Origin of the sequence: Winogradskyella undariae, from assembly GCF_013285155.1 — a bacterium.
GTDB classification, from domain to species: domain Bacteria; phylum Bacteroidota; class Bacteroidia; order Flavobacteriales; family Flavobacteriaceae; genus Winogradskyella; species Winogradskyella undariae.
The window spans coordinates 12,208-37,889 of record NZ_JABTEL010000008.1; the positions used below are offsets into that span (position 1 = coordinate 12,208).

The 25,682-nt window shown below is 31.4% G+C and carries 29 protein-coding genes; 13 read left to right on the forward strand and 16 right to left on the reverse strand.

The annotated features are described in order from the left end of the window. Positions 1 to 52: 52 nt before the first annotated feature. Positions 53 to 1,483 carry a GFO_1087 family putative carboxy terminal peptidase gene (locus HSX10_RS11665; RefSeq protein ID WP_254453236.1) on the reverse strand — a complete coding sequence of 477 codons (1,431 nt, stop codon included), beginning with the start codon at positions 1,481 to 1,483 and terminating at the stop codon, positions 53 to 55. A gap of 157 nt (positions 1,484 to 1,640) precedes the next feature. Here HSX10_RS11665 and HSX10_RS11670 point away from each other — a divergent pair, with 157 nt between their 5' ends. Genes HSX10_RS11670 through HSX10_RS11685 form a run of 4 tightly spaced genes read left to right on the forward strand, consistent with a single transcriptional unit; the run spans position 1,641 to position 3,811 of the window. Continuing rightward, positions 1,641 to 2,150 (forward strand): GFO_1088 family ECF-type sigma factor, encoded by a 510-nt coding sequence (locus HSX10_RS11670; RefSeq protein ID WP_173588406.1) that lies wholly within the window; start codon positions 1,641 to 1,643, stop codon positions 2,148 to 2,150. After that, a complete protein-coding gene (locus tag HSX10_RS11675) occupies positions 2,137 to 2,628 on the forward strand; it encodes a PG0215 family putative anti-sigma factor (protein WP_173588407.1) in 492 nt (163 codons plus the stop codon). The genes HSX10_RS11670 and HSX10_RS11675 overlap by 14 nt, the downstream gene beginning before the upstream one ends. 28 nt (positions 2,629 to 2,656) lie before the next feature. Next, positions 2,657 to 3,256, forward strand: coding sequence for a GFO_1090 family protein (locus tag HSX10_RS11680; protein WP_246293646.1), 600 nt, complete (start codon positions 2,657 to 2,659; stop codon positions 3,254 to 3,256). Positions 3,257 to 3,265: 9 nt separating this feature from the next. Further along, complete coding sequence (locus HSX10_RS11685) at positions 3,266 to 3,811, forward strand: GFO_1091 family lipoprotein (protein WP_173588408.1); 546 nt, start codon at positions 3,266 to 3,268, stop codon at positions 3,809 to 3,811. Between the two features lie 48 nt (positions 3,812 to 3,859). Here the strand turns inward: HSX10_RS11685 and HSX10_RS11690 are convergent, their stop codons facing one another. The 3 genes from HSX10_RS11690 to HSX10_RS11700 form a co-directional block, all read right to left on the reverse strand. Further along, complete coding sequence (locus HSX10_RS11690; RefSeq protein ID WP_173588409.1) at positions 3,860 to 4,087, reverse strand: hypothetical protein; 228 nt, start codon at positions 4,085 to 4,087, stop codon at positions 3,860 to 3,862. 13 nt (positions 4,088 to 4,100) lie between these two features. Further along, positions 4,101 to 5,444 (reverse strand): adenylosuccinate lyase, encoded by a 1,344-nt coding sequence (gene purB, locus HSX10_RS11695; protein ID WP_173588410.1) that lies wholly within the window; start codon positions 5,442 to 5,444, stop codon positions 4,101 to 4,103. A gap of 185 nt (positions 5,445 to 5,629) precedes the next feature. Further along, positions 5,630 to 6,193 carry a HEAT-like fold family protein gene (locus HSX10_RS11700; RefSeq protein WP_173588411.1) on the reverse strand — a complete coding sequence of 188 codons (564 nt, stop codon included), beginning with the start codon at positions 6,191 to 6,193 and terminating at the stop codon, positions 5,630 to 5,632. 40 nt (positions 6,194 to 6,233) lie between these two features. Between HSX10_RS11700 and HSX10_RS11705 the strand changes: the two genes are divergently transcribed. Together HSX10_RS11705 and HSX10_RS11710 are read left to right on the forward strand one after the other, a co-directional pair. Continuing rightward, on the forward strand, positions 6,234 to 6,707 hold the full coding sequence (locus HSX10_RS11705; RefSeq protein ID WP_173588412.1) for a heme-binding domain-containing protein: 474 nt from the start codon (positions 6,234 to 6,236) through the stop codon (positions 6,705 to 6,707). A gap of 65 nt (positions 6,708 to 6,772) precedes the next feature. Continuing rightward, positions 6,773 to 8,005 (forward strand): glycosyltransferase, encoded by a 1,233-nt coding sequence (locus HSX10_RS11710; protein WP_173588413.1) that lies wholly within the window; start codon positions 6,773 to 6,775, stop codon positions 8,003 to 8,005. 28 nt (positions 8,006 to 8,033) lie between these two features. Here HSX10_RS11710 and HSX10_RS11715 read toward each other — a convergent pair whose 3' ends face one another. The 8 genes from HSX10_RS11715 to HSX10_RS11750 form a co-directional block, all read right to left on the reverse strand. Then, the gene (locus HSX10_RS11715; RefSeq protein ID WP_367651269.1) at positions 8,034 to 8,705 is read right to left on the reverse strand and encodes an RluA family pseudouridine synthase; all 672 of its coding nucleotides are present in this window, start codon (positions 8,703 to 8,705) and stop codon (positions 8,034 to 8,036) included. Positions 8,706 to 8,905: 200 nt separating this feature from the next. Next, entirely contained in the window at positions 8,906 to 9,103 is a 198-nt protein-coding gene (locus HSX10_RS11720; protein WP_173588414.1) for a hypothetical protein, read from the reverse strand. A 224-nt stretch (positions 9,104 to 9,327) separates the two neighbouring features. Beyond that, positions 9,328 to 9,990 (reverse strand): peroxiredoxin-like family protein, encoded by a 663-nt coding sequence (locus tag HSX10_RS11725; RefSeq protein ID WP_367651270.1) that lies wholly within the window; start codon positions 9,988 to 9,990, stop codon positions 9,328 to 9,330. 4 nt (positions 9,991 to 9,994) lie between these two features. Continuing rightward, entirely contained in the window at positions 9,995 to 10,837 is an 843-nt protein-coding gene (locus HSX10_RS11730) for a DUF6503 family protein (protein WP_217363267.1), read from the reverse strand. 20 nt (positions 10,838 to 10,857) lie between these two features. Then, on the reverse strand, positions 10,858 to 11,592 hold the full coding sequence (locus HSX10_RS11735; protein ID WP_173588416.1) for a glucose 1-dehydrogenase: 735 nt from the start codon (positions 11,590 to 11,592) through the stop codon (positions 10,858 to 10,860). A gap of 6 nt (positions 11,593 to 11,598) precedes the next feature. Continuing rightward, the gene (locus HSX10_RS11740; RefSeq protein WP_173588417.1) at positions 11,599 to 12,405 is read right to left on the reverse strand and encodes a haloacid dehalogenase type II; all 807 of its coding nucleotides are present in this window, start codon (positions 12,403 to 12,405) and stop codon (positions 11,599 to 11,601) included. Between the two features lie 58 nt (positions 12,406 to 12,463). Further along, complete coding sequence (locus HSX10_RS11745; protein ID WP_173588418.1) at positions 12,464 to 13,066, reverse strand: TetR/AcrR family transcriptional regulator; 603 nt, start codon at positions 13,064 to 13,066, stop codon at positions 12,464 to 12,466. A 105-nt stretch (positions 13,067 to 13,171) separates the two neighbouring features. Then, positions 13,172 to 13,858, reverse strand: a complete 687-nt coding sequence (locus HSX10_RS11750; protein ID WP_173588419.1) for an SIR2 family NAD-dependent protein deacylase — start codon at positions 13,856 to 13,858, stop codon at positions 13,172 to 13,174. A gap of 139 nt (positions 13,859 to 13,997) precedes the next feature. Between HSX10_RS11750 and HSX10_RS11755 the strand changes: the two genes are divergently transcribed. Further along, entirely contained in the window at positions 13,998 to 14,657 is a 660-nt protein-coding gene (locus HSX10_RS11755) for a TrmH family RNA methyltransferase (RefSeq protein ID WP_173588420.1), read from the forward strand. Positions 14,658 to 14,668: 11 nt separating this feature from the next. Here the strand turns inward: HSX10_RS11755 and HSX10_RS11760 are convergent, their stop codons facing one another. From HSX10_RS11760 to HSX10_RS11770, 3 genes are all read right to left on the reverse strand, one after another. Continuing rightward, the gene (locus HSX10_RS11760; protein WP_173588421.1) at positions 14,669 to 15,472 is read right to left on the reverse strand and encodes a carboxypeptidase-like regulatory domain-containing protein; all 804 of its coding nucleotides are present in this window, start codon (positions 15,470 to 15,472) and stop codon (positions 14,669 to 14,671) included. Between the two features lie 190 nt (positions 15,473 to 15,662). Continuing rightward, the gene (locus tag HSX10_RS11765) at positions 15,663 to 17,558 is read right to left on the reverse strand and encodes a DEAD/DEAH box helicase (RefSeq protein WP_173588422.1); all 1,896 of its coding nucleotides are present in this window, start codon (positions 17,556 to 17,558) and stop codon (positions 15,663 to 15,665) included. 287 nt (positions 17,559 to 17,845) lie between these two features. Continuing rightward, entirely contained in the window at positions 17,846 to 18,424 is a 579-nt protein-coding gene (locus tag HSX10_RS11770) for a non-canonical purine NTP diphosphatase (RefSeq protein ID WP_173588423.1), read from the reverse strand. Positions 18,425 to 18,580: 156 nt separating this feature from the next. Between HSX10_RS11770 and HSX10_RS11775 the strand changes: the two genes are divergently transcribed. After that, complete coding sequence (locus HSX10_RS11775; protein WP_173588424.1) at positions 18,581 to 19,477, forward strand: DUF4421 family protein; 897 nt, start codon at positions 18,581 to 18,583, stop codon at positions 19,475 to 19,477. 233 nt (positions 19,478 to 19,710) lie between these two features. Next, positions 19,711 to 20,010: an HPF/RaiA family ribosome-associated protein gene (locus HSX10_RS11780; protein ID WP_173588425.1), complete on the forward strand. Its 300-nt coding sequence runs from the start codon at positions 19,711 to 19,713 to the stop codon at positions 20,008 to 20,010. A 38-nt stretch (positions 20,011 to 20,048) separates the two neighbouring features. On the opposite strand, the gene rlmH is transcribed toward HSX10_RS11780, so the two are convergent. Continuing rightward, positions 20,049 to 20,522, reverse strand: a complete 474-nt coding sequence (gene rlmH / locus HSX10_RS11785; protein WP_173588426.1) for a 23S rRNA (pseudouridine(1915)-N(3))-methyltransferase RlmH — start codon at positions 20,520 to 20,522, stop codon at positions 20,049 to 20,051. Between the two features lie 173 nt (positions 20,523 to 20,695). Between rlmH and nadC the strand changes: the two genes are divergently transcribed. From nadC to priA, 4 genes are all read left to right on the forward strand, one after another. Further along, positions 20,696 to 21,553: a carboxylating nicotinate-nucleotide diphosphorylase gene (gene nadC / locus HSX10_RS11790; RefSeq protein ID WP_173588427.1), complete on the forward strand. Its 858-nt coding sequence runs from the start codon at positions 20,696 to 20,698 to the stop codon at positions 21,551 to 21,553. Between the two features lie 28 nt (positions 21,554 to 21,581). After that, positions 21,582 to 22,553: a YihY/virulence factor BrkB family protein gene (locus tag HSX10_RS11795; protein ID WP_173588428.1), complete on the forward strand. Its 972-nt coding sequence runs from the start codon at positions 21,582 to 21,584 to the stop codon at positions 22,551 to 22,553. Between the two features lie 217 nt (positions 22,554 to 22,770). Further along, positions 22,771 to 23,199 (forward strand): DUF2147 domain-containing protein, encoded by a 429-nt coding sequence (locus tag HSX10_RS11800; RefSeq protein ID WP_173588429.1) that lies wholly within the window; start codon positions 22,771 to 22,773, stop codon positions 23,197 to 23,199. Next, positions 23,199 to 25,652: a replication restart helicase PriA gene (priA, locus tag HSX10_RS11805; RefSeq protein ID WP_173588430.1), complete on the forward strand. Its 2,454-nt coding sequence runs from the start codon at positions 23,199 to 23,201 to the stop codon at positions 25,650 to 25,652. The genes HSX10_RS11800 and priA overlap by 1 nt, the downstream gene beginning before the upstream one ends. The last annotated feature ends 30 nt before the right edge of the window (positions 25,653 to 25,682 follow it).

Sequence of the window (25,682 nt, forward strand, 5' to 3'; positions counted from 1 at the left end):
GCCGCTTCTATAAATTATAGAAGCGGCTTTTTATTTCTTATAAAGTTAAAGGTTAATCAATTTGCATATCTTGTTGTAAAGCCGAAATTGGAAGACTTATTTCTCTAAGCTTAGGAAGTTCTTCTGTAAAAGTTGAAGATCTTCCTGATAAAGACATATGCGATATAGCAGCTGCTAAGAGTGGCTCATTAACATCACCAAGAATTCCTAGGTTGGTTACCGATTCTGAAAGATCAATATCTGGCACCATACCAGTAGAAGGTACTAATTCTTCATTTACATTAGTAGAATTAGCGATTAAAGGTTGTAGTGCATAAGTGTGGCTTGGATTTGCTTCTGTATCTGAAAATAATGTAGGAGAATCGTAAACGGTTCTAGAGGCTTGTGTTTTTCCAACAGTATTCTCGCCAATCACAACAACTTCAATGTAAGGTTTTAGACTATTAATAACTAATTCACTAGCAGAAGCCGTTCTTCTATTTGTTGTTAGTATATACACTTTAGAGAGATTAAGACTGTTTATAGAACCACCACCGTCTATTGAGTTTGTAAATAAATAGTTGGTGTCGTTACTTGCTAAGTTTTCATTGTAAAATAATTTAGAGTAAACTTCACCTGTAAACTGCCCTGTAACCATACTACCCAAATAAGCTGCTGTTTGTACAGATCCACCACCATTATATCTTAAATCGATAACTAATTCGCTAACACCAGCAGCATTAAACTCACCAAAAGCATCGTTAAGATTATTATCAAATTCATTGGTAAAACCGTTATACATTAAATAGCCTATGCTTGTTCCATTTACATTTAAAACTTCTGTTTTATGAACAGGGTTTTCAGTGTAAGAAACTTTTGTAAGGCTTGCGTTAATACCTGAAAGTACAATAGTGTCATCATCATTAGTATCAGAAGTATCATTATCATCATAATCTGCTAAATTTAAGGTGTAAGATGTACTACTTAATAAATTGACATAATTATTTAGGGTTAAATTTTCATCATTAATAGCTCTAAAAATTTGACCACGCTCTAAACCTAAGTTTTCTGCAGGACTGTTTGCTAACACTAAAGTTATAGCACCAAAAACTTCAGTATCACTTCCTGGTACATAATATAAATTGTATTCTATTCCGTTACTAAGCGATATTCCGGATAGTGCATTTTGAAGATCAAAATAATTACTGTAAATACCACTGAATCTATCGATTTCGTTTGGTAAGTATAATAGAGATTCAAATAATTCTTCTGGAGAAGCGTAACTATTTAAATAGTCAACGTACTCGTCTGTTGTTGTAAATCGGTCATCAGAGAGATTTGGTATTTCAGATTTGTATAAGTAAACAAAATTCATTGCCTTCCATACAAAATCATTAATTTCTTCGGTGGATGCATCTATAATATTATCATCCATATCTTCAAAACAACTTGTTACAGAAAATAGAATAATACAGGTAAAAAGTAATATCTTAAATTTTTTCATCTTTAAATTTTTCTTCTATTAGCAATATAAATGTAAAACTCTAAATTTACTCACATTATTATAAATAAAAAAAACTTTGTAACAAAAGCCAAAGTGTATCGTCGTAATAATGAAGGCGAATAATAATCAACTTCACCAACCAACCAATCAAACAATAATGAAGCAAGCAGATTTTGTAAGCTTAGTAATGCCATTTAAGGATAAAGTATTTCGTTTAGCTAAACGATTACTCGTTTCTCGTGAAGAAGCCGAAGATGCTACGCAAGAAATACTTTTAAAATTATGGAAAAATAGTAAAAAGATTGGTGATTATAAAAATGTAGAAGCTTTTAGTATGACGATGACTAAGAATTTTTGCTTAGATCGTTTGAAATCTAAACAAGCACAGAATTTAAAAATCGTTCATAGTAATTACACGGATAACAATTCGTCATTACAAAAACAAGTAGAAGCAAAAGATAGTATAGATTGGGTTTCTAAAATAATGGAAGACCTGCCAGAACAGCAAAAAATAATTGTTCAATTAAGAGATATTGAAGAATATGATTATGCAGAAATTGCAAAAATGCTAGATATGAACGAAACAGCAATTCGTGTTAATTTATCTAGAGCAAGAAAAACAATAAGAGAAAAATTAACGAGTACACATCAACATGGACTTAAATAATATAGAAAAGTTAATAGAAAAATACAATAGTGCGGAAACCACATTGCAAGAAGAAGCAGAGTTAAAAGCCTATTTTAAAAGCAATAATGTAGCGCCACATTTAGAGCATTACAAGCCAATGTTTCTATTTTTTTCTGAATCTAAAAAAGAGCAGTATACCAAAGACGTTCCATTAAACACTAAGAAAACAAAATTGTATCAATGGATTTCTGTCGCAGCAGTAGCTGTTTTAATGCTTGGTTTTTTTATTCCTAATTGGAGTAATGAACCCAAAACTCTAGCGGATTATACGCCAGAAGAACAGGAGTTATATTTAGAGACCAAGCAAACGCTCTCCTTAATTTCTAAAAATTTAAATAAAGGTTTGCTAGGAATGAATGCATTAGATATGACGGGTGAAAATCTTAATATGGGATTGGAAAAAGCAAGTTATATAACTGTATTTGGAGATACAACAAATAAATTATTAAAGAATTAAAAACAAAAACATTAAAAAACAAAATCTTATGAAAAATTATAAATCGTACTTAAAAATGGGGAAAAAGACCGTGATAATAGCCGTATTGATGCTAACAACATTAACCTCTTTTGGTCAATCTGCAATAGACAAACTAGAAGATGATGAAAATGTAATGGCGTTGGTTCTAAATCAAAAAATGTTTAGAATGTTAGCAACAATGGGGATGAATGTAGAGGATTCTGAAGATCAAGAATATGTTGACATGGTTAATAATATTACGAGTCTTAAAGTTTTTACATCAGGTGATGAAGCGACCTCAAAAAAAATGACAACTACCGTGAAGAGTTATTTGACATCTGCAAAATTAGAAGAATTAATGCGTTTTAAAGAAGGAGATAAAACAGTAAAATTCTATGTAAAGGAAGGGAAAGATGAAAATCATGTAAAAGAACTCGTTATGTTTATGACCGGTTTAGGTGAGTTAACTGAAGGTGGAAATATAGAGGTGAATGGTAAGAATCTTAATTTTGAAACTGTTGTAATCTCTTTAACCGGAGATATCGATTTAAGACAAATATCTAAAATGACGAGCCAAATGGATATTCCAGGTGGAGATCAGTTAAAGAAAGCAGGAAATAAAAAATAAATAGAACTTATGATACAATCAATCAAAAAATCAATGGTAATGTTGTTTCTGGTTGCGGCTTTTACGAGCTGTAACCAAGAGCCTACATTACAAACCTATTATGTAGATAACGAATTAGAGCCTGGTTTTGCTTCGTTTGATATCCCTTCAAGTTTTTTCAATGTTGAAAATATTGAAATGACTAAAGAACAAAAAGAAGCTTATAATTCTGTAGATAAGTTGAATGTATTAACTTATATGAAAGATAACACTGATACAGAGGTGTATAAATCAGAATTAGCAAAGGTTAATACCATTCTTAAAGATCCTAAATACGAAGAATTAATACGTGGTGGGAGTGTTAAAGAGGGGAAATTTGTAGTCAAATTTCTAGGTGATGTAGATCGTATAGATGAACTTATCATTTTTGGAAACGCTACAAATAAAGGTTTTGTAATTGCAAGAATTTTAGGTGATGATATGAATGCGAGCCAGCTAATGTCTTTAGGTTCTGTACTTAAAAATGCAGATTTTGATGAAGAAAAACTAAAAGGTTTAAAAGACTTTTTTAAATAATCTGACATTATGGTGAGCAATAAAGTTTATCAGTAACTTATTTAAATGTTAATTAAAATCGTCTTGAGGAGTATCTTCAAGACGATTTTTTTCTGCTTTATTTTTAAAAGCGTATAAACAAGCTATTATAAAGAGAAACCCAAAACTGGTAAATAAGATTATTTTTATAAAAAGATAATCAAGTAAATCAAATAGACCAGATATAAACAAACCAAGTGCTACAAGGGTTGCAAGTGTTAAAGCAATTTTGTCTTTTGATTTTGGAATGAGTTTCACAAATAGTTAAATATTAGATCCCAGTATAATTACTAGGAGTAATCGCTTTTAATTCCGATTTAATAGCATCAGAAACCTCTAAGGTATCAATAAAATTTGAAATAGAAGTTTGCGTAATCGCTTCGTTAGTTCTTGTTAATCCTTTTAAGGCTTCGTATGGGTTAGGGTAGCTTTCACGTCTTAATATCGTTTGAATAGCTTCTGCTACTACAGCCCAGTTATTTTCAAGATCTTGAGCAAATTTAGGTTCATTCAATAATAATTTACCTAAACCTTTTACTGTAGATTTAAAACCAATAATTGTATGTCCAAAAGGTACACCAACATTTCTTAAAACCGTACTATCTGTTAAATCACGTTGCAATCTAGAAAGCGGTAATTTTGCAGAAAGGTGTTCAAAAATAGCATTTGCCATTCCTAAATTCCCTTCACTATTTTCAAAATCAATAGGATTTACTTTATGTGGCATTGCAGAACTTCCTACCTCACCAGCTTTAATTTTTTGTTTAAAATAATCCATTGATACATACGTCCAGATATCTCTATCTAAATCAATGATTATTGTATTTATACGTTTAAGACCATCAAACAAAGCTGCTGCATGATCGTAATGTTCTATTTGAGTTGTTGGAAAAGAATGTTGTAATCCTAATTTTCCTTGAACAAATTCTGTTCCAAAAGCTTTCCAATCAATGTTTGGATAAGCTACTTTATGAGCGTTGTAATTTCCTGTTGCACCACCAAATTTAGCCGCACTTGGTACATTGTTTAATAAATTAAATTGCTCTTTTAATCGCGCGGCAAAAACGCTAATCTCTTTTCCTAAACGTGTAGGAGAAGCTGGTTGACCATGCGTTCTAGCTAACATTGGGATATGTGCCCAATCTGTAGCTAAGCCTTCAATTTTCTCTAATAATTCTGAATATTCAGGAACATAAACATCATTCATCGCATCCTTAATACTTAAAGGAATTGCAGTGTTGTTAATGTCTTGAGACGTTAATCCGAAGTGAATAAATTCTTTGTATGCAGAAAGCTCTAAAGCATCAAATTTATCTTTAATAAAGTACTCAACCGCTTTTACATCGTGATTGGTAACTTTTTCGATATCTTTAATAGCTTGTGCATCAATTGCAGTAAAGTTTTTATAAATCGCTCTTAAATCTTCAAAAACAGAAGAAGATACAGATTCTAATTGTGGTAATGGTAATTCACAAAGTGCGATAAAATATTCGATTTCTACTAAAACACGGTATTTAATCAGTGCCTCTTCTGAGAAATAATCTTTTAATTTTTCGACTTTAGATCGGTAACGACCATCTATTGGTGAGATTGCATTTAGTGCTGAAAGTGCCATTTATATTGATTTTTTAGAAGCGTCAAATATAAGAAACTAAGTTGAAAAATGAGGTATACTATAACAGGAATAGCACGTCTTTTTTATGATTAAATATTTAGACTTATTTATAATATAGAATATTTATTTTTCTAACAACTAACAACTAACAACTAACAACTAACAACTAACAACTAACAACTAACTCACTTTTTAATCTTTTTCAATATATGTCTTGCTCTAGCTTTAAAAGCGGCACTTTGTGTTTTAAAATCACGTTCTAATATAATTACTAATTCTGGGTGAATCCAATCATATTCATTTCCTAACATGTACAAACTTGTCATAGCGTAGGCTTTTGGTGCTACTTTTTCATCGTTTATCATCCAATCAAAACAAGCCGCTGTAATTTTTTCTTTATGTTGTTCAGATATATGAGATGCCATTATATTATCTGTTTTTGTGTAATTAGCAGTTACTAAAAGTTCGCAGATTTTAGCAACAGGTCTTACCGCAGGATCTAAATGTACCTTATGCATATTTTGTGTAAATACATTTAAATGCGGAATTATTTCTATAATACTTTCGCTGCACATAAACTCAAAAACCCAAGCAGCTCTGCACGAAATTTTATCATCAACATCAAAAAGAATTTCTAATAATGGTTTTACCAATTCTGGATTAGAGATAACCAAATTAGAATAATGTAAACGTTTTTCACGAGAATGATTTACGTGCTTTAATTCTTTATAGAGTTTAGCTTTGGTCAAAATAAAAATGTTAATTTTATGACTTTAAAATTAATGAAAAATGAAGATTATAAAAAGAATAGGACTCATACTTTTAGTTGTATTAATTATTGCACAATTTTTTGGGCCTAAAAAAAATGTAGGAGATAGTGGTTCTTTGGAACCTTTTTATGCGGACACCAATCCATCCGATAATGTAAAATTAATTTTAAAAAATGCCTGTTTAGATTGTCATAGTGACAATACGAATTACCCTTGGTATAATAATATTACACCCGTTAATTATTGGTTAGATGAACACGTTAAAGATGGTGTAAAGCATTTAAATTTATCGAAGTGGGATGATTATTCGGATAAGAAAAAAGACCATAAATTAGATGAATTAATTGAAATGGTCGAAGAAAAAGAAATGCCCTTAGATAGTTATACTTGGATACATGACGAGGCAAAATTAACGGAAGCGCAAATAGAAGACGTTACAGCTTGGGCAAAAACCGTACGATTAAAATATATTTTTTTGAAAGACGCTGAGTAACTCTAAGAATTTCAAAATTAGTACTATTGCATTTTAGTACTCTAATTGAATTTTAGAATCTTTTTATGAATAAAAAATTACTCGTTATTGGTTTTGTTTGGCCTGAACCTAAAAGTTCAGCAGCTGGTAGTCGCATACTTCAGTTGATTACACAATTTCAAAAACAAGGTTATATTGTTACGTTTTCTTCAGCAGCTAAAACTTCTGATAATACATTTGATTTAAGTACTATAAATGTTGAAACGAAGCCAATTCATTTAAATGATTCTTCTTTTGATGAATTTGTTAAAGCATTAAGCCCAAATTTGGTATTGTTTGATCGTTTTATGTCCGAAGAACAATATGGATGGCGTGTGGTAGAACAATGTCCGGATGCTATTAGAGTTTTAGATACAGAAGATTTTCATGGTTTGCGAAAGGCTAGGGAAGTGGCTTTAAAAAAGAATGAAATCGTTTCTTTATCTTATTTGCAAAACGAAACAACTAAACGCGAAATAGCAAGTATTTACCGTTGCGATTTAAGCATTATGATTTCTGAAGTTGAAATAGAAATTTTAACTAAGCAATTTAAAATTGATAAAAGCTTACTCTATTATTTACCTTTTTTATTAGACCCTATTTTGGAAGTGGATATAAAACAATTGCCAACTTTTGAAGAAAGGAAACATTTTATTACCATTGGTAATTTTCTACATGCACCAAATTATGATGCCGTTTTATATTTAAAGCGGAGTATTTGGCCATTAATAAGGCGACAATTACCTAAAGCAGAGTTGCATATTTATGGCGCTTATGAATCTCAAAAAGTAACACAATTACATAAACCTAAAGAAGGCTTTTTTATTAAAGGATTTGCTGAAGATGTAAATGAGGTTATGAAAAATGCTAAAGTATGTTTTGCATCCTTACGCTTTGGCGCAGGTCTAAAAGGGAAACTTGTAGATGCTATGCAAAACGGAACGCCCTGTGTTATGACAAGTATTGCTGCTGAAGCAATGTTTGCCGATTTTGAAATTAATGGATTTATTGAAGATAATCCTGAAGATTTTGCAGAAAAAGCAGTTGAGATTTACAATAATGTAGAACTTTGGAAAGAAAACCAAAAAAATGGATTTCAGGTTTTAAATCAACGTTTTAATAAAGCTAATTTTGAAGAAGGATTCACATTTAAAATTGAAGAACTTTCTAGTGATCTGAATTCTCACCGTGAAAACAATTTTATAGGACAATTATTTATGCATCAATCTATGCAGAGTAGTAAGTACATGAGTAAGTGGATTGAAGCGAAGAATAAGTGATGTTTAATTTGTTTTAAAGTGAAAAAGATTAGTTTATTTCTCCTACTTCCAAAGTATTAAATATCTTTTTAAAATTCAATGGAAAGTCATCTTTTAAGTACATTTCTTCTTTTGTAAATGGATGTACAAATTTTAGAGAATAAGCATGTAGATACAATCCTTTTCCATTTAAAATAAGCGATTCAATTCCGTAATCTTTATCACCTAAAATAGGGTTTCCTAGATCAGAAAGATGTTTGCGTAATTGATGTCTTCGTCCTGTAAAAGGTTCTAATTCCACTAAATTAAGGTAACCAAACCTTTCAGAAGGAACCGTTTGATGGACTTTGTAATTAGATTTACACGGTTTGTCATCTACTTCCGTAGTGATAGTTCCTTCAGGTTTCATGTTACCAATAGCAACTGCATAGTAAGTTTTCTTAATAGCTCTGTCTTCAAATAATTTATTTAAAGCACGGATGCTACTACTGGTTTTTCCAACTAATAAAATACCTGTCGTAGGGAAATCTAAGCGATGCACCGGTTGTGGTTGTGTTGCATCTTCTAATGTACTTTGTTTTAGATTCTGAATAAGTGCATTGGCAATGGTTTTAAAATGATTACCACTGACTAAAATGCCACCAGGTTTGTGAATTATGGCTAAATAATCATCCTCAAATAAAACTTTAAGTTTAAAGATGAGCCGTTTTTTAGGACTCACATTTTCAGGAACCGATAAAGTAATAATTTCACCACCATTTATAAATGTTGCAGAAGTTGCAATGTTTTCATTTACAGAAATATAATCTTTTTTTAATGCTTTTTTAAAAGCCGATTTTGTTGGAAAGGCATCAAAAATTCCAACGCCATAATCTTGAAGTCGAATAGCGATAGAGCGTTGAGGTACAATATGAGTTTCTGTTAATTTGATGATTTTATATTTGTTTTAGAAGTACTAAAAATTAAAGCCGTTAGTAATAAACCTATACCGATACCTGTTGCAGAACCTTTAATAAAATCCGTTAATTGTACGTAATATGAAATAATCTGTGAAGCTGCAATTATAAATAATCCAACACATAGAAGTAATAAAGTTTTTTGTTGTTTTCTTGTTTTCATCTTGTTCTGTTTTTAATATTAGTAATTCAAGTTTAAAATTTGTTACACTATATTATCTTAATATTTAAAGCAACTATTACAAGTTAATTTAAAATAATTACTGTTGCAAATTCAACTTAAACAGTTTTAAAAAATGCATAAAAAAAAAGCCATTATTAAATAATGACTTTTTTAGTAAAAATGAACAGAACTATTAATCAAATAGTAATTTTAGTATAATTTATTTAAAAATTATTCTTTAAAAACGCTGTAATTTCAGAGGGTTCAGCTCTGTTTCTATAGTCCGTGTTCAAATAAGCGTAATCAATCTTTCCTTCTTCATTTATTATATAGGTGGCAGCTAACGGAAGTTCGTTAGAGGTGTCACCATTATGATCATTTAACCCAAATGATGCGTTATATACTTTAGCAACATCATCGGTTAATTTAAATACTATTCCGTAGTCTTTAGCTACTTTATTTCCAATATCACTTAAGACTTCAAACTCTAAGTCGTTTTTTTCTGAAGTACTTACAGAAGCATCTGGTAATTCTGGAGTTAATGCTAATAAATTAGCTCCGTTAGCTTTAAAATTTGGTAATTCTTGCTGTAATTGTCGTAATGTAAGGTTACAATACGGGCACCATCCGCCGCGATACCATGTGAGTACAACAGGACCTTTTTTTAAGTAATCTTCTAACGTTACCGGTTTTCCTAAAGCATTTATTAATGTGAAATTAGGAGCTTGTTGTCCAACCTGTTTTGCTAAACTTAATATGTCGCTATTTTCTACATCTGCAAATCCAGCAGCATAAATTTCCTTTTTTGTCTCGTCTGCATTTAATTCAAAATTGGCTTTCTTTTCATCTAATTTAGATTTCAAAGAAGTTGTGTTTGTATCGCTCATCATTTTATATTTTAAAGTCTTCTTCTTTTAAATTGTTATCAAATTTAATATCAGTCCAGGTGACGTAAATCCAAGGTAAATCTGTGACTTCAGCTTCCCAGTTAGATTTTTTATACTGGCGTTTTGTGGGGATTAACATACCGTCAATATCTTCATATTCTAATTGCATTAAATTAGGTATATCCATTTTTCCAAAATCAGCAACCGTAAACAAAAACTGATCTACCATTCCTGTTTCTTTATTAATATAAAGTTGATAAATATCAGTTGGTTTATTTTTTTCTGAAGTGAAAGAGATTTTTACAATCTCATAAGCTTTATTATCAATGCTTTTGTCTCCTAAATAATCGTAAACAACTCCTGGATCTAATAATTTAGGCATCATAGAAAACCAATAGAAATTAGTAGGTCTATTAAAAGCAACACGTTTTAAATAGGCTTCGTCATTCATTTCTACTCCATCATGTTTAAGCCAATATGTATCACCGTCATAACCTTGCTCTATTAAGCCTTTTAGATTAGGAAGCGTTCTTTCATGTTGCTTATATGCGCCATAAGATAATTCGCCGTTAAACATATACTTTTCAGTACTCACATCTTTTTTACCATCTGGTGTTTGGTAAGTGTAGGTGTAAACCACATCTTTTTTGTTTAAAAGCGTCTGGTAGTTACCTGTTTTTTGAGTGAGGTTATACACTAATTCTTGTCCTTTATTAGCAAAAGTCTTAATAGCTTCTTCTTTAGCAATTTCGGCCTCAAGGGGAAGAGGTGTTTCTGTTTTAGCTTTGTTGTTATTACAAGAAGCTAATAAAAGACAAGTGATAAATGTTAATGTATAGATTTTCATTATATTTTTTTATTTATTATTTAAACTAGAGCGCCATTAGCTCCAATTACTTGACCAGAGATCCATTTAGAATCATCGCTTGCTAAAAATAATACAACTTTAGCTATATCTATAGGCTTTGCAAGTCTATTAAAAGCATTCATACTGCTTAGTTTATCAATGAATTCTTGTGATTTTCCTTTCATAAATAATTCGGTTTCTGTAGCGCCTGGTGCAAGAGCGTTTACAGAAATTCCTCTACCAATTTCTTTTGAAAAAACACGTGTCATTTGTTCTACAGCAGCTTTAGAAGCTGAGTATAGGGCATAGGTAGGAAACATTAATTTTACCGTGCTTGAAGAAATATTTATGATATTTCCGTTGTCTTCCAATTTATGAAATGCTTCTTGTAAGGTATTAAAGATTCCTTTTACATTGATATCAAATTGTTTTGAGAAATCTTCTTCAGTATTATCTTTCAAAGGTTTTGAAATCATAACACCAGCATTGTTTACCAATACATCTACTTTTCCATAAGTTGAAATGGTTTTATCAAATAATTGTGTAACATCTGCTTTATTGCTTACATCTGCTTTTATTGCTACTGCAGTTCCGCCAGCTTCTGTAATTGTATTTACAGTATTTTGAGCTTCATCAGCACTATTAGAATGATTAACAACAACTTTAGCGCCGTTTTTTGCTAATTGAATAGCGATTTCTTTACCGATTCCTCTAGAAGAACCTGTAACGATGATTACTTTGTTATCTAAGGTCATAATATTTTATTTTAAAGCAATTAAACGTTCGGCGATTAATTTTAAATTAGATTCATTAATTTCTGGGTTTGGAGCTAATGGATATAATTGAGCACCAGGTCTTCCTACAAAAGCACCTCTCCAGCCTGCCCAAATAGCACCTGCAATATCCCATCCATGCGCTGCAACTAGTAAACATTCACTTGGTTCTACACCCATTTTTCTAGCAGCCCAATCATAAGCATCTGTGTGTGGCTTAAATTTTCCCATATCTTCAATACTTAAACGTTCTTCAAAATAATCTAATAATCCAGCATTTTTAAATTGTGTTTCTACACCTTTATTAGAAGAATTTGTAAATGAAACTAATTTATAACCTGCTTTTTTTAAGTCCGTTAAAGCTTTTTTTACTTCAGGGTGTGCTGGTAAAGAACGAATAGGACCTAAAATAGATTCTCTTGCCTCTTCTTCTGTAATTGTAATACCGTGATTAGCCGCTACCATTTGTAAAGCTGCGGCACCAATAATACCGAAATCATTATATTGTCTACCTACTGTACTAACTAAAGAATATTGTAACATAGTGGTAAACCATAACGGTAATAAATCACTTCTGTTACCTAAAACTTTACCTACGCTATCTTTCATAGCAGTAAGGTCTAGTAATGTTTCATTAACGTCAAAAAATAATACTTTAGGTCTTGTTGTATCCATGTTTTCTTTTTTTTCTTCTGATTTTGTATTTGCAGCGAATCCAAATTGAGGAATTGTAGCTCCTGCTAAACCTAGCATTGCTGATTTTTTAATAAAACTTCTTCTGTTGTTTGTATTCATTGCTCTTGTTTTTTGTTTAAAACATACTATATGGTATGTTTTTTGATTAAAAAAAATATTAGGGTTCTAATTGTTTTAGATATAAAGAAAGGCCCAAAATATAATCGTCTATAACTTGATCATCATTATAGAGCTTTCTAATTCCACGTATGCCTTCAAAAGCACTAATTAAATAAATAGCAACGGCATTACTTGAAATATCTTTGTTAATGCTGTTTTCTAATTTACCTCTTTCTAATAAGTGAATCAATGCAGCTTTCCATTCTTCAATAATACGTTTTAATGCTATTTGATAAGCTTCTTCTTCGTCTGCAATTTCATTAATGAAATTATTCATAGGGCAGCCATGCTGCTTATCGTAAAGGGAAAATGATTTTATTCGACCAGAAAATGTAGTTTCTAATAACTTTAGAGCATTTCCATCTTGATAGAGTGGTGTAATCATTCCATCATAAACACGTTTTTGTATTTTGGTGCTGATAACTTCTAAGCCTAACTCTTTTTTACTTTTATAGTGATGATAAAAAGCACCTTTGGTAAGCTTGGTTGCTTTCATTATTTTATCTACACTAGTGGTTTTAAAACCCTCTTTATAGAACAACTTAAAGGACTCATTGAGAATTAACTCTTTAGTAAGTTCTGATTTTTGTTTTTGTTCCATGGTTCAAAAATAAATAAAATAAAATACTAAGTAGTATGTTTTTGTTTTTTTGTAAAATATTTAACAAGAATTAGGGGCGTGCTATTTCATTTTATGGAAGTCGATCTATTCGTTTTCGGTTAAAATTTCTAATAAGGTTTTGGTACCTTCCGTAGCCGATTTTTCAATCATAATTACTTTTTTATTACTGACATGAGCCGGTTTTGGATCTATATAATAAATTGGAATATTAGGTTGTACATAATCCATTAATCCAGCAGCAGGGTAAACTTGCATGCTTGTACCAATTATGACTAAAATATCTGCTTGTTTACAAATTTCCATAGCCTTATCAATCATAGGAACAGCTTCTCCAAACCATACGATATGTGGTCTTAGTTGGTAGCCTTTGGCACAAGTGTCTCCCAGTTTAATATCTTCATTACAAATTTTAATATCATTTTCATCTTCAGAGCTTCTCATTTTACGCAGTTCACCATGTAAGTGAATGATATTGTTACTGCCTGCTCGTTCGTGTAAATCATCTACATTCTGCGTAATTATAGTAACGTGATATTTTTTTTCTAAAGCAGCTAAATCAAAATGGGCTTGGTTGGGTTTTACTTCATTCAGTTGTTGTCTTCGTTGATTATAAAAATCTAAAACTAAAGCAGGATTCTTTTTAAAACCTTCAGGTGTTGCAACTTCCATTACGTCATGGCCTTCCCAAAGTCCATCTGCGTCTCTAAATGTTTTTATGCCACTTTCGGCACTAATACCTGCTCCTGTTAATACGACGATGTGTTTTTTCATAGTTTAAAAATAGTGATTTATGTAATAGTATATAGAATACAATATGATTAGTATTTTATTTTTTTAAAGTATTTAAGTTTTAATAAAATGATTGCGAAGCTTCGTGTTATTTGTTACTATATTTTATATTTTTGAATATATGAAAGCAGATTTAAAACTTTTAGAATATCTAGAAACATTTCTTACCGAAAACAGAATTGAGCGTTTTAATAGTGTTTTACCAAATAGAACAAAGCATTTTACTGTTGCTACAGAAGATGTATACCAATTGCATAATACAAGTGCAGTTATGCGTACATGTGATGTTTTTGGAGTTCAAGAATTAAATATTGTAGAAGAGGTAAATTCTAAAAGTATTGATCGCGAAATAGCTATGGGAGCCCAAAAATGGGTAGATCTTAATCGTTTTAATTCGGTTGCAGATTGTATTAAGGATTTAAAAGCTAAGGATTATCAAATTGTGGCAACCACACCTCATGCCGAAGATTGCGAACTAATAGATTTTGATATTACAAAGAAGTCGTGTTTTTTCTTTGGAAGAGAGACAGAAGGTTTATCTCCACAAGTAATTGATGAAGCCGATTGCTTTTTAAAAATTCCGATGGTGGGTTTTACTGAAAGTCTAAATATTTCGGTTTCTGCTGCTATTATTCTTCAGCACGTTACGGCACAATTGAGAAAATCTGAAATAGATTGGAAATTAACAGATGATGAAATTTTAGAAAAACGATTCGATTGGATTAAAAAGACATTAAAAGATTATGATGCAATTGTAGAACGTTACAATAGTGGTCTTTAAGTCTGTATAAATTAATCTTTATCTTTGCTGTTTTTACGCTCTTTACTACGCTTAATCACCTTGTATTCTTCATAACATTCACTAATGGCATCTAATACTTGAAGATCGTTAGCGGTGTTAATAAAGTCCTTAGAGTAGTTACATTGATTCACAATTTCGTCTAAATCAAATTTAGTGACCTGTAGTAAAACAAGAAGCATTTCTCTATCAAAACGTTTAGAAAGTTGACTTCTAATCTCGTCATCTTCTTTCATTTTCTTTAGCTTGTGCATCTCATTCGGTTTTCTACCAAACATATTATATAAGAAATCTGCAGGATTAAATATAGCGCCAAGAACTTTGGTTGCTATATTCGTTTTTCCAGCTTCATAACCTTGACCTGGTAAGCCTGATATACGATAGCGATTATTAGACGTTATTGGAACTTGATTCATATCAACCTTTAGGTAACCAGTTAGTTGAAGTTGCTTTACAGTAACCTCTTCTAATGCTAAAGCTAATTCGGTCATTTCAATTTTAGTATTTCCAAATTTTAACCAGTCATTAGTTACTCTAACTTTAATAGATTTAAAACCTAAATATGATAAATGTAAGGTATCATTTACTTTGGCTCTTATTTCAAAAACACCATCTTCATTTGTTGCTGTACCAACAACTTGATTGATATTAACAATATTTGCTTCGCTTAAAGGAAGGCTTGTAGAAGAGCTAACTAAAGTTCCTTTAACTTTTGTAGGTGTTTGTGTTGCTGTACTATCTTGGCTAAAGCCATTGATGGTAGTTAAGCATATAAATAATAAAAGTAGATATCGCATGTAAATGTGTTACGTTGTAAAGGTAATAAAGAAATCGGATTTAACATATTGCAGGTTTAGATTTGACTAAATATTAACTTTTTTAGATTTATAATTGATTAAATTAGGGCTAAAAAAAATCCAAAACCTAAAGTAATAGTAATACTTTAAGTTTTGGATTTTTATATAAATTTAAGGTGTAATCGATAAATTAGTCTCTTCTTCTAGAACGTCTTGGTCTTTCTGAACCAGATCCACTAGATTCTGAAGAACGTCTGTCTCCACGAGAATCGTTAAATGATCTTTCTCCTCTATCACTAGAACGTCTATCAGAGCTTCCACCATCAGAGCGTCTATCACTAGAACGTCTATCACTAGAACGTCTATCTCCTCTTGGTTTATCATCTCGTCTACGGCTTCCGCCTCCGCCACCAGAACGTCTATCGTTTCCACCACGACCTCTTCCGCCGCCGCTTCTGCCACCACGACTTCTGCCTTTATCTTCACTAACTTCAACATTTACATAACGACCTTCATATTTAAAGTCTGTAAAGAATGCTAAAACTTTTTCTTGTAATCCTTTTTCAGTATTAAAGAAAGAGAAGCTTTCTTTAACATCTACTTTAAATACATCATCACGTCCTAATTCTAATTGTTCTTTTAAGAAATCTTTCAATTTCATCCAATCAAAACCATCCTTGCTACCAACGTTTATAAAGTAACGCGAGTCATTAGATTGTTTATCGTAATCACGTCCACCATCTCTATCAGAATCTCTAGAGGCTACAGTCCCTAAATCTTTCGATTTTTGGTAATAGTTAAAGAAACGGTTAAATTCTACTGAGAAGAATTTTTTAATTAATTCTTCTTTATCTGTATCTGCGAATAATTCGTTGATATTTTCAAGATGCTTATCAATTTCGTGATTAGTTTCAGTAGTATGAATTTTGTTTGCTAAAGACATTAATTGTACTTCAACAATATCAACGCCAGAAGGAATTTCTTTCTTTTCAAATTCTTTCTTAATGATACGTTCAATACCTTTTATCTTTCTAACTTCACTTTTAGAAACAATAACCATTGAGATACCTGTTTTACCAGCACGTCCTGTTCTACCTGAACGGTGTGTGTAAATTTCAGGTTCATCAGGTAATTGGTAGTTAATTACGTGTGTAATATCATCTACATCAATACCACGAGCAGCAACATCAGTTGCAACTAACATTTGTATTTGATTGTTACGGAAAGATTTCATTACTAAATCACGTTGATTTTGACTTAAATCTCCATGTAATGCTCCTGCAGAATAACCATCTTCAATTAAGTTTTCGGCTACTTTTTGAGTATCTCTTTTTGTACGACAGAAAATCACAGAGAAAATATCTGGATTAGCATCTGCCAAACGTTTTAAAGCTTGGTAACGATCTCTAGCATTAACTAAATAATATTCGTGCGTTACGTTACTTGTACTTTCATTTTTATTACCAACAGTAATTTCTGTTGGATTATCCATGAATTTCTTTGCAATGGTTGCTACTTCTTTAGGCATTGTTGCAGAGAATAACCATGTATTTTTTTCTTCTGGGGTATGAGAAAGGATATCAGTAATATCTTCTTTGAATCCCATGTTTAACATCTCATCAGCTTCATCTAAAACGCTGTACTGTATTTTAGAGATATCAACCATTCTACGGCTAATCATATCTTTCATACGACCAGGTGTAGCCACAATAATTTGTGCACCACGTTTTACGGCTCTTGCTTGGTCAGAAATGCTAGATCCACCATAAATGGCAACTACATTTAAACCTTTACAATGTTTACCGTAGGCTTTAAGTTCGTTTGTGATTTGTAAACAGAGTTCACGAGTAGGAGATAAGATAAGGCCTTGAGTTGTTCTGCTAGCAATATCTATTTTTTGCAACATCGGAAATCCGAAGGCTGCTGTTTTACCAGTACCAGTTTGCGCCAAAGCCACTAAGTCTATGTCTTGTTCTAATAAAAGTGGGATTGCTTTTTCTTGGACTTCACTAGGTTTTTCAAAACCTAAATCCGTAATACCTTTAAGAAGGTCTTCATTAAGACCTAATTCTTGGAATGTGCTCATTGTTGAGTTTTATGTATTCGATTATGTTCTTTTGGTGTTACAAGAGAAGCGAATCGACATACTAAACACTTAAACTTCTAGGTAACACATCCTCACGCTGAGGAATTTAAAAATTCATATCCTGAATTTTTTGCAAGGTGCAAAACTACAACAATTATTTGGAATATAAATTTATTACACCTAATTATTTAGGTTTTATAAAAATATGAATTTGTTTAGAGGTGCGTCAAATTAGGTTTAGCGTATTGATATTTAATATGTTGTATTGGTTTTAAAGGGTTGAAACGTTATTGTTCATCTTTTAAAAAATCTATCAATTTTGAAACGGCTTTTCCTCGATGTCCAATTTTATTTTTTTCTTCAAGAGTAATTTCAGCAAATGTTTTCTCATGACCTTCAGCTTTAAAAACAGGATCGTAACCAAAACCTCCTTCACCATGTTTTTTTGCTGTAATCTCACCTTTACAGATTCCGGTAAACGTATGTAGCTTGCCGTTAAGATGTAAAGCAATTACGGTTTTAAACTGTGCATTTCGGTTAGATTCGTCCTCAAGTTCAGTAAGTAATTTATTAGTATTGTCTTCTGAGTTGCGCTGTGGACCAGCATAACGAGCAGAATATACACCGGGCGCTCCATTTAACGCTTCAACTTCTAAACCTGTGTCATCTGCAAAACAATCGTAGCCATAATGTTTCTTTAAATATTCTGCTTTTTGAATGGCATTACCTTCAATAGTAGGTTGGGTTTCAGGTATATCTTCTGTACAAGCAATATCTTTTAAACTGATGAGTTTAATATGCTGCGGCATAATAGCTTGAACTTCTTTGATTTTATTTAAATTATTAGTTGCGAAAACAAGTTGCATAAGATCTCTTAATTAGTGTAATTTAGCTTTTGTAAAAATAGCAATCTAATTTTGTATCATTTGTCAAAAAAACATATTTTTAATTTAGCCTTGAGAGTCAAGCCTTTTTTTCTTTTCATATTATGTTTTACGGGCTTAACGCTAAGTGCACAAGATATGGAGGATTTAGATTCTCTACTTGTAGATCGGGATATTGATAACTATTCTATTCGATTGTTTACCAATTTTAAAGTCAATAAATTTAGTATTAGAGATGGAGACTCTAAAGCAAAATTTGTGCCCAATAATAGGTATGGCTTGGGGCTTGGGTTTGCTAATGAAAAAATAATTATAGATTTAGCAGTCAATATTAAAAATCCAAATAAAAATAAAACAAGTCGTTTTGATTTACAGGGAACTACCATTCTAAAGAATCGTAATTACGTAAAACTCTTTACACAGATTTATAAAGGTTTTAATGCTAAAAATAACTTTAATGAGCCTACAGTATTTAGAGGAGATGTAAGATCTGTTAGTATAGGTGTTAATTATTTGCACACTTTTGATGATATAGAATTCTCTTATTCACTTTTAAAAGCAGGACTTTCAGAAAAAAATAATAAAAACATATTTGTAACTGGAGGTGTTGGTGTCTTTGGTAGTTTTGATTATTTCTCATCCGACTCAAGCTTACTATCAGAGACGACGAGTCCTTATTTTAATGAGGAAGGAAATGTTAAGCGATACCAAGGTTTATCTTTGGGAGCTATGGGTGGCGTGATTTCTTATTTTAAATTACCTTATGATATTACCGCAACTGTAAACTTTATGCCAGGAATTGGTTTTGCGGCTAAGAAAGTAACAATTGAAGATGATAGCTACCATCCTTCTTCTCCAATGTTATATAAATTAGATTTCTTAATTGGGTTAAATTATAATTTTAATCAATTTTATGTGAGTCTTACTTATAATAACGATCTAAATAGTACGAGTCTAGATTATGGTAATAATTACCTTTTAAATTTAACTAAAGCAAAATTAGCAGTAGGTTATAAGTTAGGACGTCGTAGATAATAATAACATTAAGCTTTCCTTCAGTTTTAGGGTGTTTTTCTTTTTTTTTAGGTGAAATAGATATTTATTTAGCTTTTTTAATGTTGTTTAAATAAAAACTAATTTAGTTTCAAGAATTCTTAATGCACTAAAGTTTTACCAATTATTTATGATATTTATCATCAATAAAAGAAGGTAATATTTGTATCTTAGACAAAAGAACAATTATATTATTCATTTAAAAACTATAAATTATGACAGTAAACTTTCAATACGTAGATATAGATACAAGTGATACGCTTTCAGCATTAACAGAAGAGAAATTAGAAAAATTATCTAATAAGTTTGAATTTTTAATTTCAGCTCAAGTTTATTTTAAGCAAGATGAAAAAGATCATGATGCGGGTAAAATTTGTAATATAGAATTAAGCTTACCTGGTCCCCGTATTTTTGCTACTTCTAATGAGAAAAATTATGAAGTGGCAATGACAGAGACAATTAATGATTTAACAAGACAGCTTAAAAAGAGAAAAGAGATTTATAAAACGCATTAATACATTTTGATGTTTGATTTTTAGAGGGTTTATAGTTTTTAGTGATGATGATAGGGTTCATTTCTAAGAATTGTAAACCCTCTATATAATTGCTCAATAAAGAATAAACGTACCATTTGGTGTGAAAAAGTCATTTTAGACAACCCTAATTTGCCGTTAGCTCTACTATAAACGGCATCTGAAAATCCGTAAGGACCACCAATAACAAATATTAGAGTTTTAATACCAGAGTTCATGTGCTTTTGCAAATAGCCAGAAAACCCAACGGAATCTAATTGTTTTCCGTTTTCATCTAAAAGAATTAAAACATCAGAAGTTTGTGTTTTAGCTAAAATAAGTTCGCCTTCTTTTTCTTTTTGTTGAGCTTCAGATAAGTTTTTAACTTTTTTAAGATCCGGAATCACTTCAAAATCAAACTTAATATAAAAACCTAAACGTTTTGAATAATCGGCAATTAAGGCTTGTAGATTTTTATTGTCGGTTTTGCCAATGGCTATGAGTTTTATATTCATGGTTTTGTTATTTCGAGTGCTTCTGGTTTTTTCGGAATAGTATTGAGAAATCTTGTTTACATGATTCTCGGTGCAAATTTATTGGTTTTACTTACAAATTTACTTCAACTGACTATAGATTTATTCAAATTTTCAGATTTCAATTCCTATTTTTACAGCAAATAAGTATTTTAATGATTTCAAAAGCGCAATTCGATAAAGAAATAGAATTAATAATCTCTAATGCGATTAGGGAAGATGTTGGCGATGGCGACCATAGTTCGTTAGCTTGCATCCCTGCTTCGGCAAAAGGAAAAGCAAAGTTGTTGGTAAAGGATAAAGGGATTATTGCAGGTGTAGAATTTGCAAAACAAGTTTTTGTACATGTCGATCCTGATATGAAAATTGAAACCTTAATTGAAGATGGTAGTCAAGTGAAACATGGAGATATAGCATTCTATGTTGAAGGCGCTTCACAGTCCATTTTAAAGGCTGAACGTTTAGTTTTAAATGCTATGCAGCGTATGAGTGCTATTGCTACCAAAACAAGGCAGTTTGTTGATTTGTTAGAGGGTACAGGAACTAAGATCTTAGATACACGTAAAACGACACCAGGTATTAGAGCGCTAGAAAAATGGGCTGTAAAAATTGGTGGAGGTGAAAATCATAGGTTTGCTTTGTATGATATGATTATGCTAAAAGATAATCATATTGATTTTGCAGGTGGTGTTTCGAAAGCTATAAATTTAACCAAACAATATTTGAAGGAAACCAAGAGGGATTTAAAAATTATTGTGGAGGCTAGAGATCTTGATGAAATTAAAGAAATTTTAGATTGTGGCGGAGTTTATAGAATCTTAATTGATAATTTTAACTATGATGATACACGTAAAGCAGTTAAACTAATTGGTGATCATTGTTTAACGGAATCTTCTGGAGGAATTAATGAAAATACATTAAGAAAATACGCAGAATGTGGTGTTAATTATATTTCTTCTGGTGCTTTAACGCATTCAGTTTACAATATGGATTTAAGTTTAAAAGCAGTATAATTTAAGGTCTTAAATATTTAATTGAATAATGAGTAAACCCATAGAAGATAAATTAAATAAAATTCCAGTTGTAAAGATTGTTGTTCGTTTTTTTAAGCAAATTAAGCTTCCTGGTTTTGAAGGGTTATCTGTTTACGATTTATTAGAACTTTATATTATGGGGATCGTAAATGGAGCACTAACTACTAGGGCTAGTGCTATTGCATTTAGTTTTTTTACGGCTATTTTCCCTTTTTTATTATTTGTAATTATCGTAATTCCTTACATCCCAATAGATGGATTTAGAGTGGAGTTTTTAGATTTTTTAAATTCAATATTACCACCTCAAACTTCCGAGTTTTTAATAGATCGTATATTTAAAGATATGAGTAGTAACACAACAGGGGGATTAATTTCTTCTGTTTTTTTACTGTCTATGTTTTTAATGGCTAACGGCGTTAATGCTGTTTTTTCTGGATTTGAAACGTCTTACCATAAGCAATTAAACCGAAATATTTTTAAGCAATATATGTTTGCGCTTGGTGTAGCATTGATTCTTGTTTTCTTATTGTTATTGACCGTTGCTGTTTTTGGTTATTTTCAAATTTATGTTATTCAACCTTTATATGAAGGTTTTAGTGGTCGTTTCCGAACAGAAGATGATGGCATATTAGGATGGATTATTTTTGCAAAGTATTTGTTTTTTGTGATTATGACTTATTTAGCAACCGCTACGTTGTATTATTTTGGAACAAAGGAAGGGAGAGCGTCTAAATTCTTTTCTGTAGGTGCATTGCTAACTACTTTATTAATAATGTTAACGTCCTTTTTATTTGGTATTTATATTGATAATTTTTCTCAATATAATGAGTTGTATGGTTCGATTGGTGCGTTATTAATTCTGCTTTTATATCTGTGGCTAAATTCTAATATTTTATTGTTAGGATATGAGTTAAATGCATCACTTCAGTTTCTAAGAAAACATCCTGGTTCTCGCAAAAAGATTATAAATCATATTTAAGAGATCGCTTTATAAACTATAATAAGTTTTAATTAAGTAGCTTAATTAAAGTGTGTTTTTGATTTTAAATATCTGTAAAACAATGTTTTATTGTTTTGTTTAGCATTCTATTTTTTGATTTGAATACGTGTTTAGTAAAGCGTTTGATGATCTATAATTATGGTTATTTAATTAAACCCATTACATTTGGGTTATAAACTCTATAAAAACAACAATTATGATTAAGAACACATTTATTCTATTTATCTTATTAATGGTATCGTTTAATCTTACAGGTCAAGACATTCTTGGGAAGTGGAAAACAATTGACGACAACACAGGTAAGGCCAAGTCTTTAGTAGAAATATACAAAGAGGATGGTAAGATTTACGGTAAAATTCTATCCGTGTTTAATCCTGAAAAAGAATTTGCAAAGTGTGTAGATTGTGAGGGTAAGCAAAAAGACCAGAGATTAGTCGGTTTAGTATTCATAGAAGGATTAACTAAAAATGATGATGTTTATGACGGAGGAACAATTCTTAACCCTGAAGATGGTAAAGTTTTTAAATGTAGATTAAAATTAGAAGATGATGATAACGATACACTTCAAGTAAGAGGTTATTTGGCTTTTTTCTATAGAACACAATACTGGAAACGCGTTAAATAATGCTGCACTTTATAGACGTCATTTTACCAATTCCGCTTCAAAAGGCGTTTACATATCATATTACAGAAGCTGAATCTAAGTTTTTGTCAGTAGGTATGCGTGTTGCGGTTCCGTTTGGTAAAAGTAAAATTTATACAGCCTTGGTGCGTAATATTCATCAAAACCCACCAACGGCTTATGATGCTAAAACCATCCATCAAATTCTAGACGACTCACCTGTAATAACAGAAACTCAATTGAAACATTGGGAATGGATTTCTGGTTATTACATGTGTAGTTTAGGAGAGGTAATGCGAGCAGCAATGCCTAATGCTTTTATGTTAGAAAGTGAAACTGTTATTTCTAAAAATGAAAAGACAGAGATTAACGAGTCTGAATTAAAAGACGAAGAATTCTTAATTTATGAGGCTTTAAATCGTCAATCGTCATTAAAGATTAGTGATGTTGTCTCTATTTTAGATAAAAAACGTGTACTACCAGTTATTAATAGTTTAGTAGCAAAAGGGGTTATAAATCTTCAAGAAGAGATTTACGAAAAATACAAGCCCAAATTAGTGCGTTATGTAAAGTTACATCATAACCATAAATCACCTGAAAAGCTTCAAGAATTATTAGAGGAATTAAGCAGAGCTCCAAAACAAAGAGAAGTCGTTTTAACTCTGTTTACTATGGAGGCTTCGCTTAAGCAACCTATAAAAGTTACAGATTTAACGGAGCGAAGTGGTGCATCAACTAGTATTATAAAAACATTAATTGATAAGGATATTTTAGAAGAATATCACATTCAAATAGATCGTGTTCAGTTTGAAGGCGAAGGAGATGCAGCGACAAAACGTTTAAGTGAGGCGCAGCAAATTGCCTACGATGAAGTTGAAGAAATATTTAAAGAAAAATCAGTAGCATTATTACATGGTGTTACATCTTCAGGTAAAACTGAAATCTATGTTCAGCTGATTGAAAAGCAATTAGAATTAGGGAAGCAGGTGTTGTATTTGTTACCTGAAATTGCTTTAACAACGCAGTTGGTGAATCGTCTTCAAGAGTATTTTGGAGAAAAAGTAGCTGTTTTTCATTCTCGATATTCTTCAAACGAACGTGTAGAAGTCTGGCAAAACATGTTGGCCAGTTCAGAAAAAGCGCAAGTGGTAATCGGGGCTCGTTCGTCATTATTATTGCCATTTCGTAATTTGGGGTTAATCATCGTAGATGAAGAGCACGAGCAATCTTTTAAGCAATTTGATCCAGCACCTCGTTATCATGCTAGGGATGCGGCAATTGTTTTAGCAAATATTTTTAAAGCTAAGACCCTTTTAGGATCTGCAACACCGAGTTTAGAAAGTTATTTTAATGCTAGTCAGGGTAAATATGGCTTGGTTGAATTAAATACGCGTTACAATAACGTTTTAATGCCAGATATAGAGCTTGTAGATATCGCAGATAAGTACAAGCGTAAGCGCATGAAAGGTCATTTTAGCGACCGGCTTATTGAAGAAATGACAGAAACTTTAGATGAAGGTTTTCAAATTATATTATTTCAAAATAGAAGAGGTTTTTCGCCTGTTATAGAATGTACCACTTGCGGAACTTCACCACAATGTCCTAATTGCGATGTAAGTTTAACTTATCATCAATACCGAGATCAATTGCGTTGTCATTATTGTGGTTATAATTCAGTAATGCTAAAAGCTTGTCAGGGTTGCGGAAATTCAACTTTAGATACAAAAGGCTTTGGTACGGAGCAGATAGAAGCAGAGGTAAAAGTTTTATTCCCTGAGAAAAAAGTAGCACGTATGGATTTAGATACCACACGTGGAAAATACGGTTTTGAGAAGATTATAAATAGTTTTGAGCAACGAGAAGTTGATATTTTGGTAGGTACGCAAATGTTGACCAAGGGGCTCGATTTTAGGTGTGTGAAATTAGTCGGGATTATGAATGCAGATAACTTACTTAACTTCCCTGATTTTAGAGCACACGAGCGTAGTTATCAATTAATGGCTCAGGTTTCTGGTAGAGCTGGTCGGACAGATTTACGCGGAAAAGTATTGATTCAGACTTACAACCCGCATCATAATATTTTGCAGCAAGTTTCTACAAATTCTTATAAGGAAATGTTCGCAGAACAGATGAATGAGCGTTACAATTTTAAATATCCACCAATCTATAGGTTGATAAAAATTACTTTTAAGCATAAAGATTACGACCGTGTTAATTTAGCGGCAGATTGGTATGCTAAATCTTTAAAACAATTATTTAAAACGAATGTTTTAGGTCCGGAATTTCCACCGGTTTCTAGAATACGTAATTTATATCATAAAAATATATTGATAAAAATTCCAGAAAAACAATCTTTAGGAAAAACAAAAGAAGCGATAAGAAAGATTGATAATAGTTTTAATGCTGTTAAAGATTTTAGATCTGTACGTGTGGTGATTAATGTAGATAATTATTAAGACTTAGTCGGTTTTTTTAACCTTTTTTGA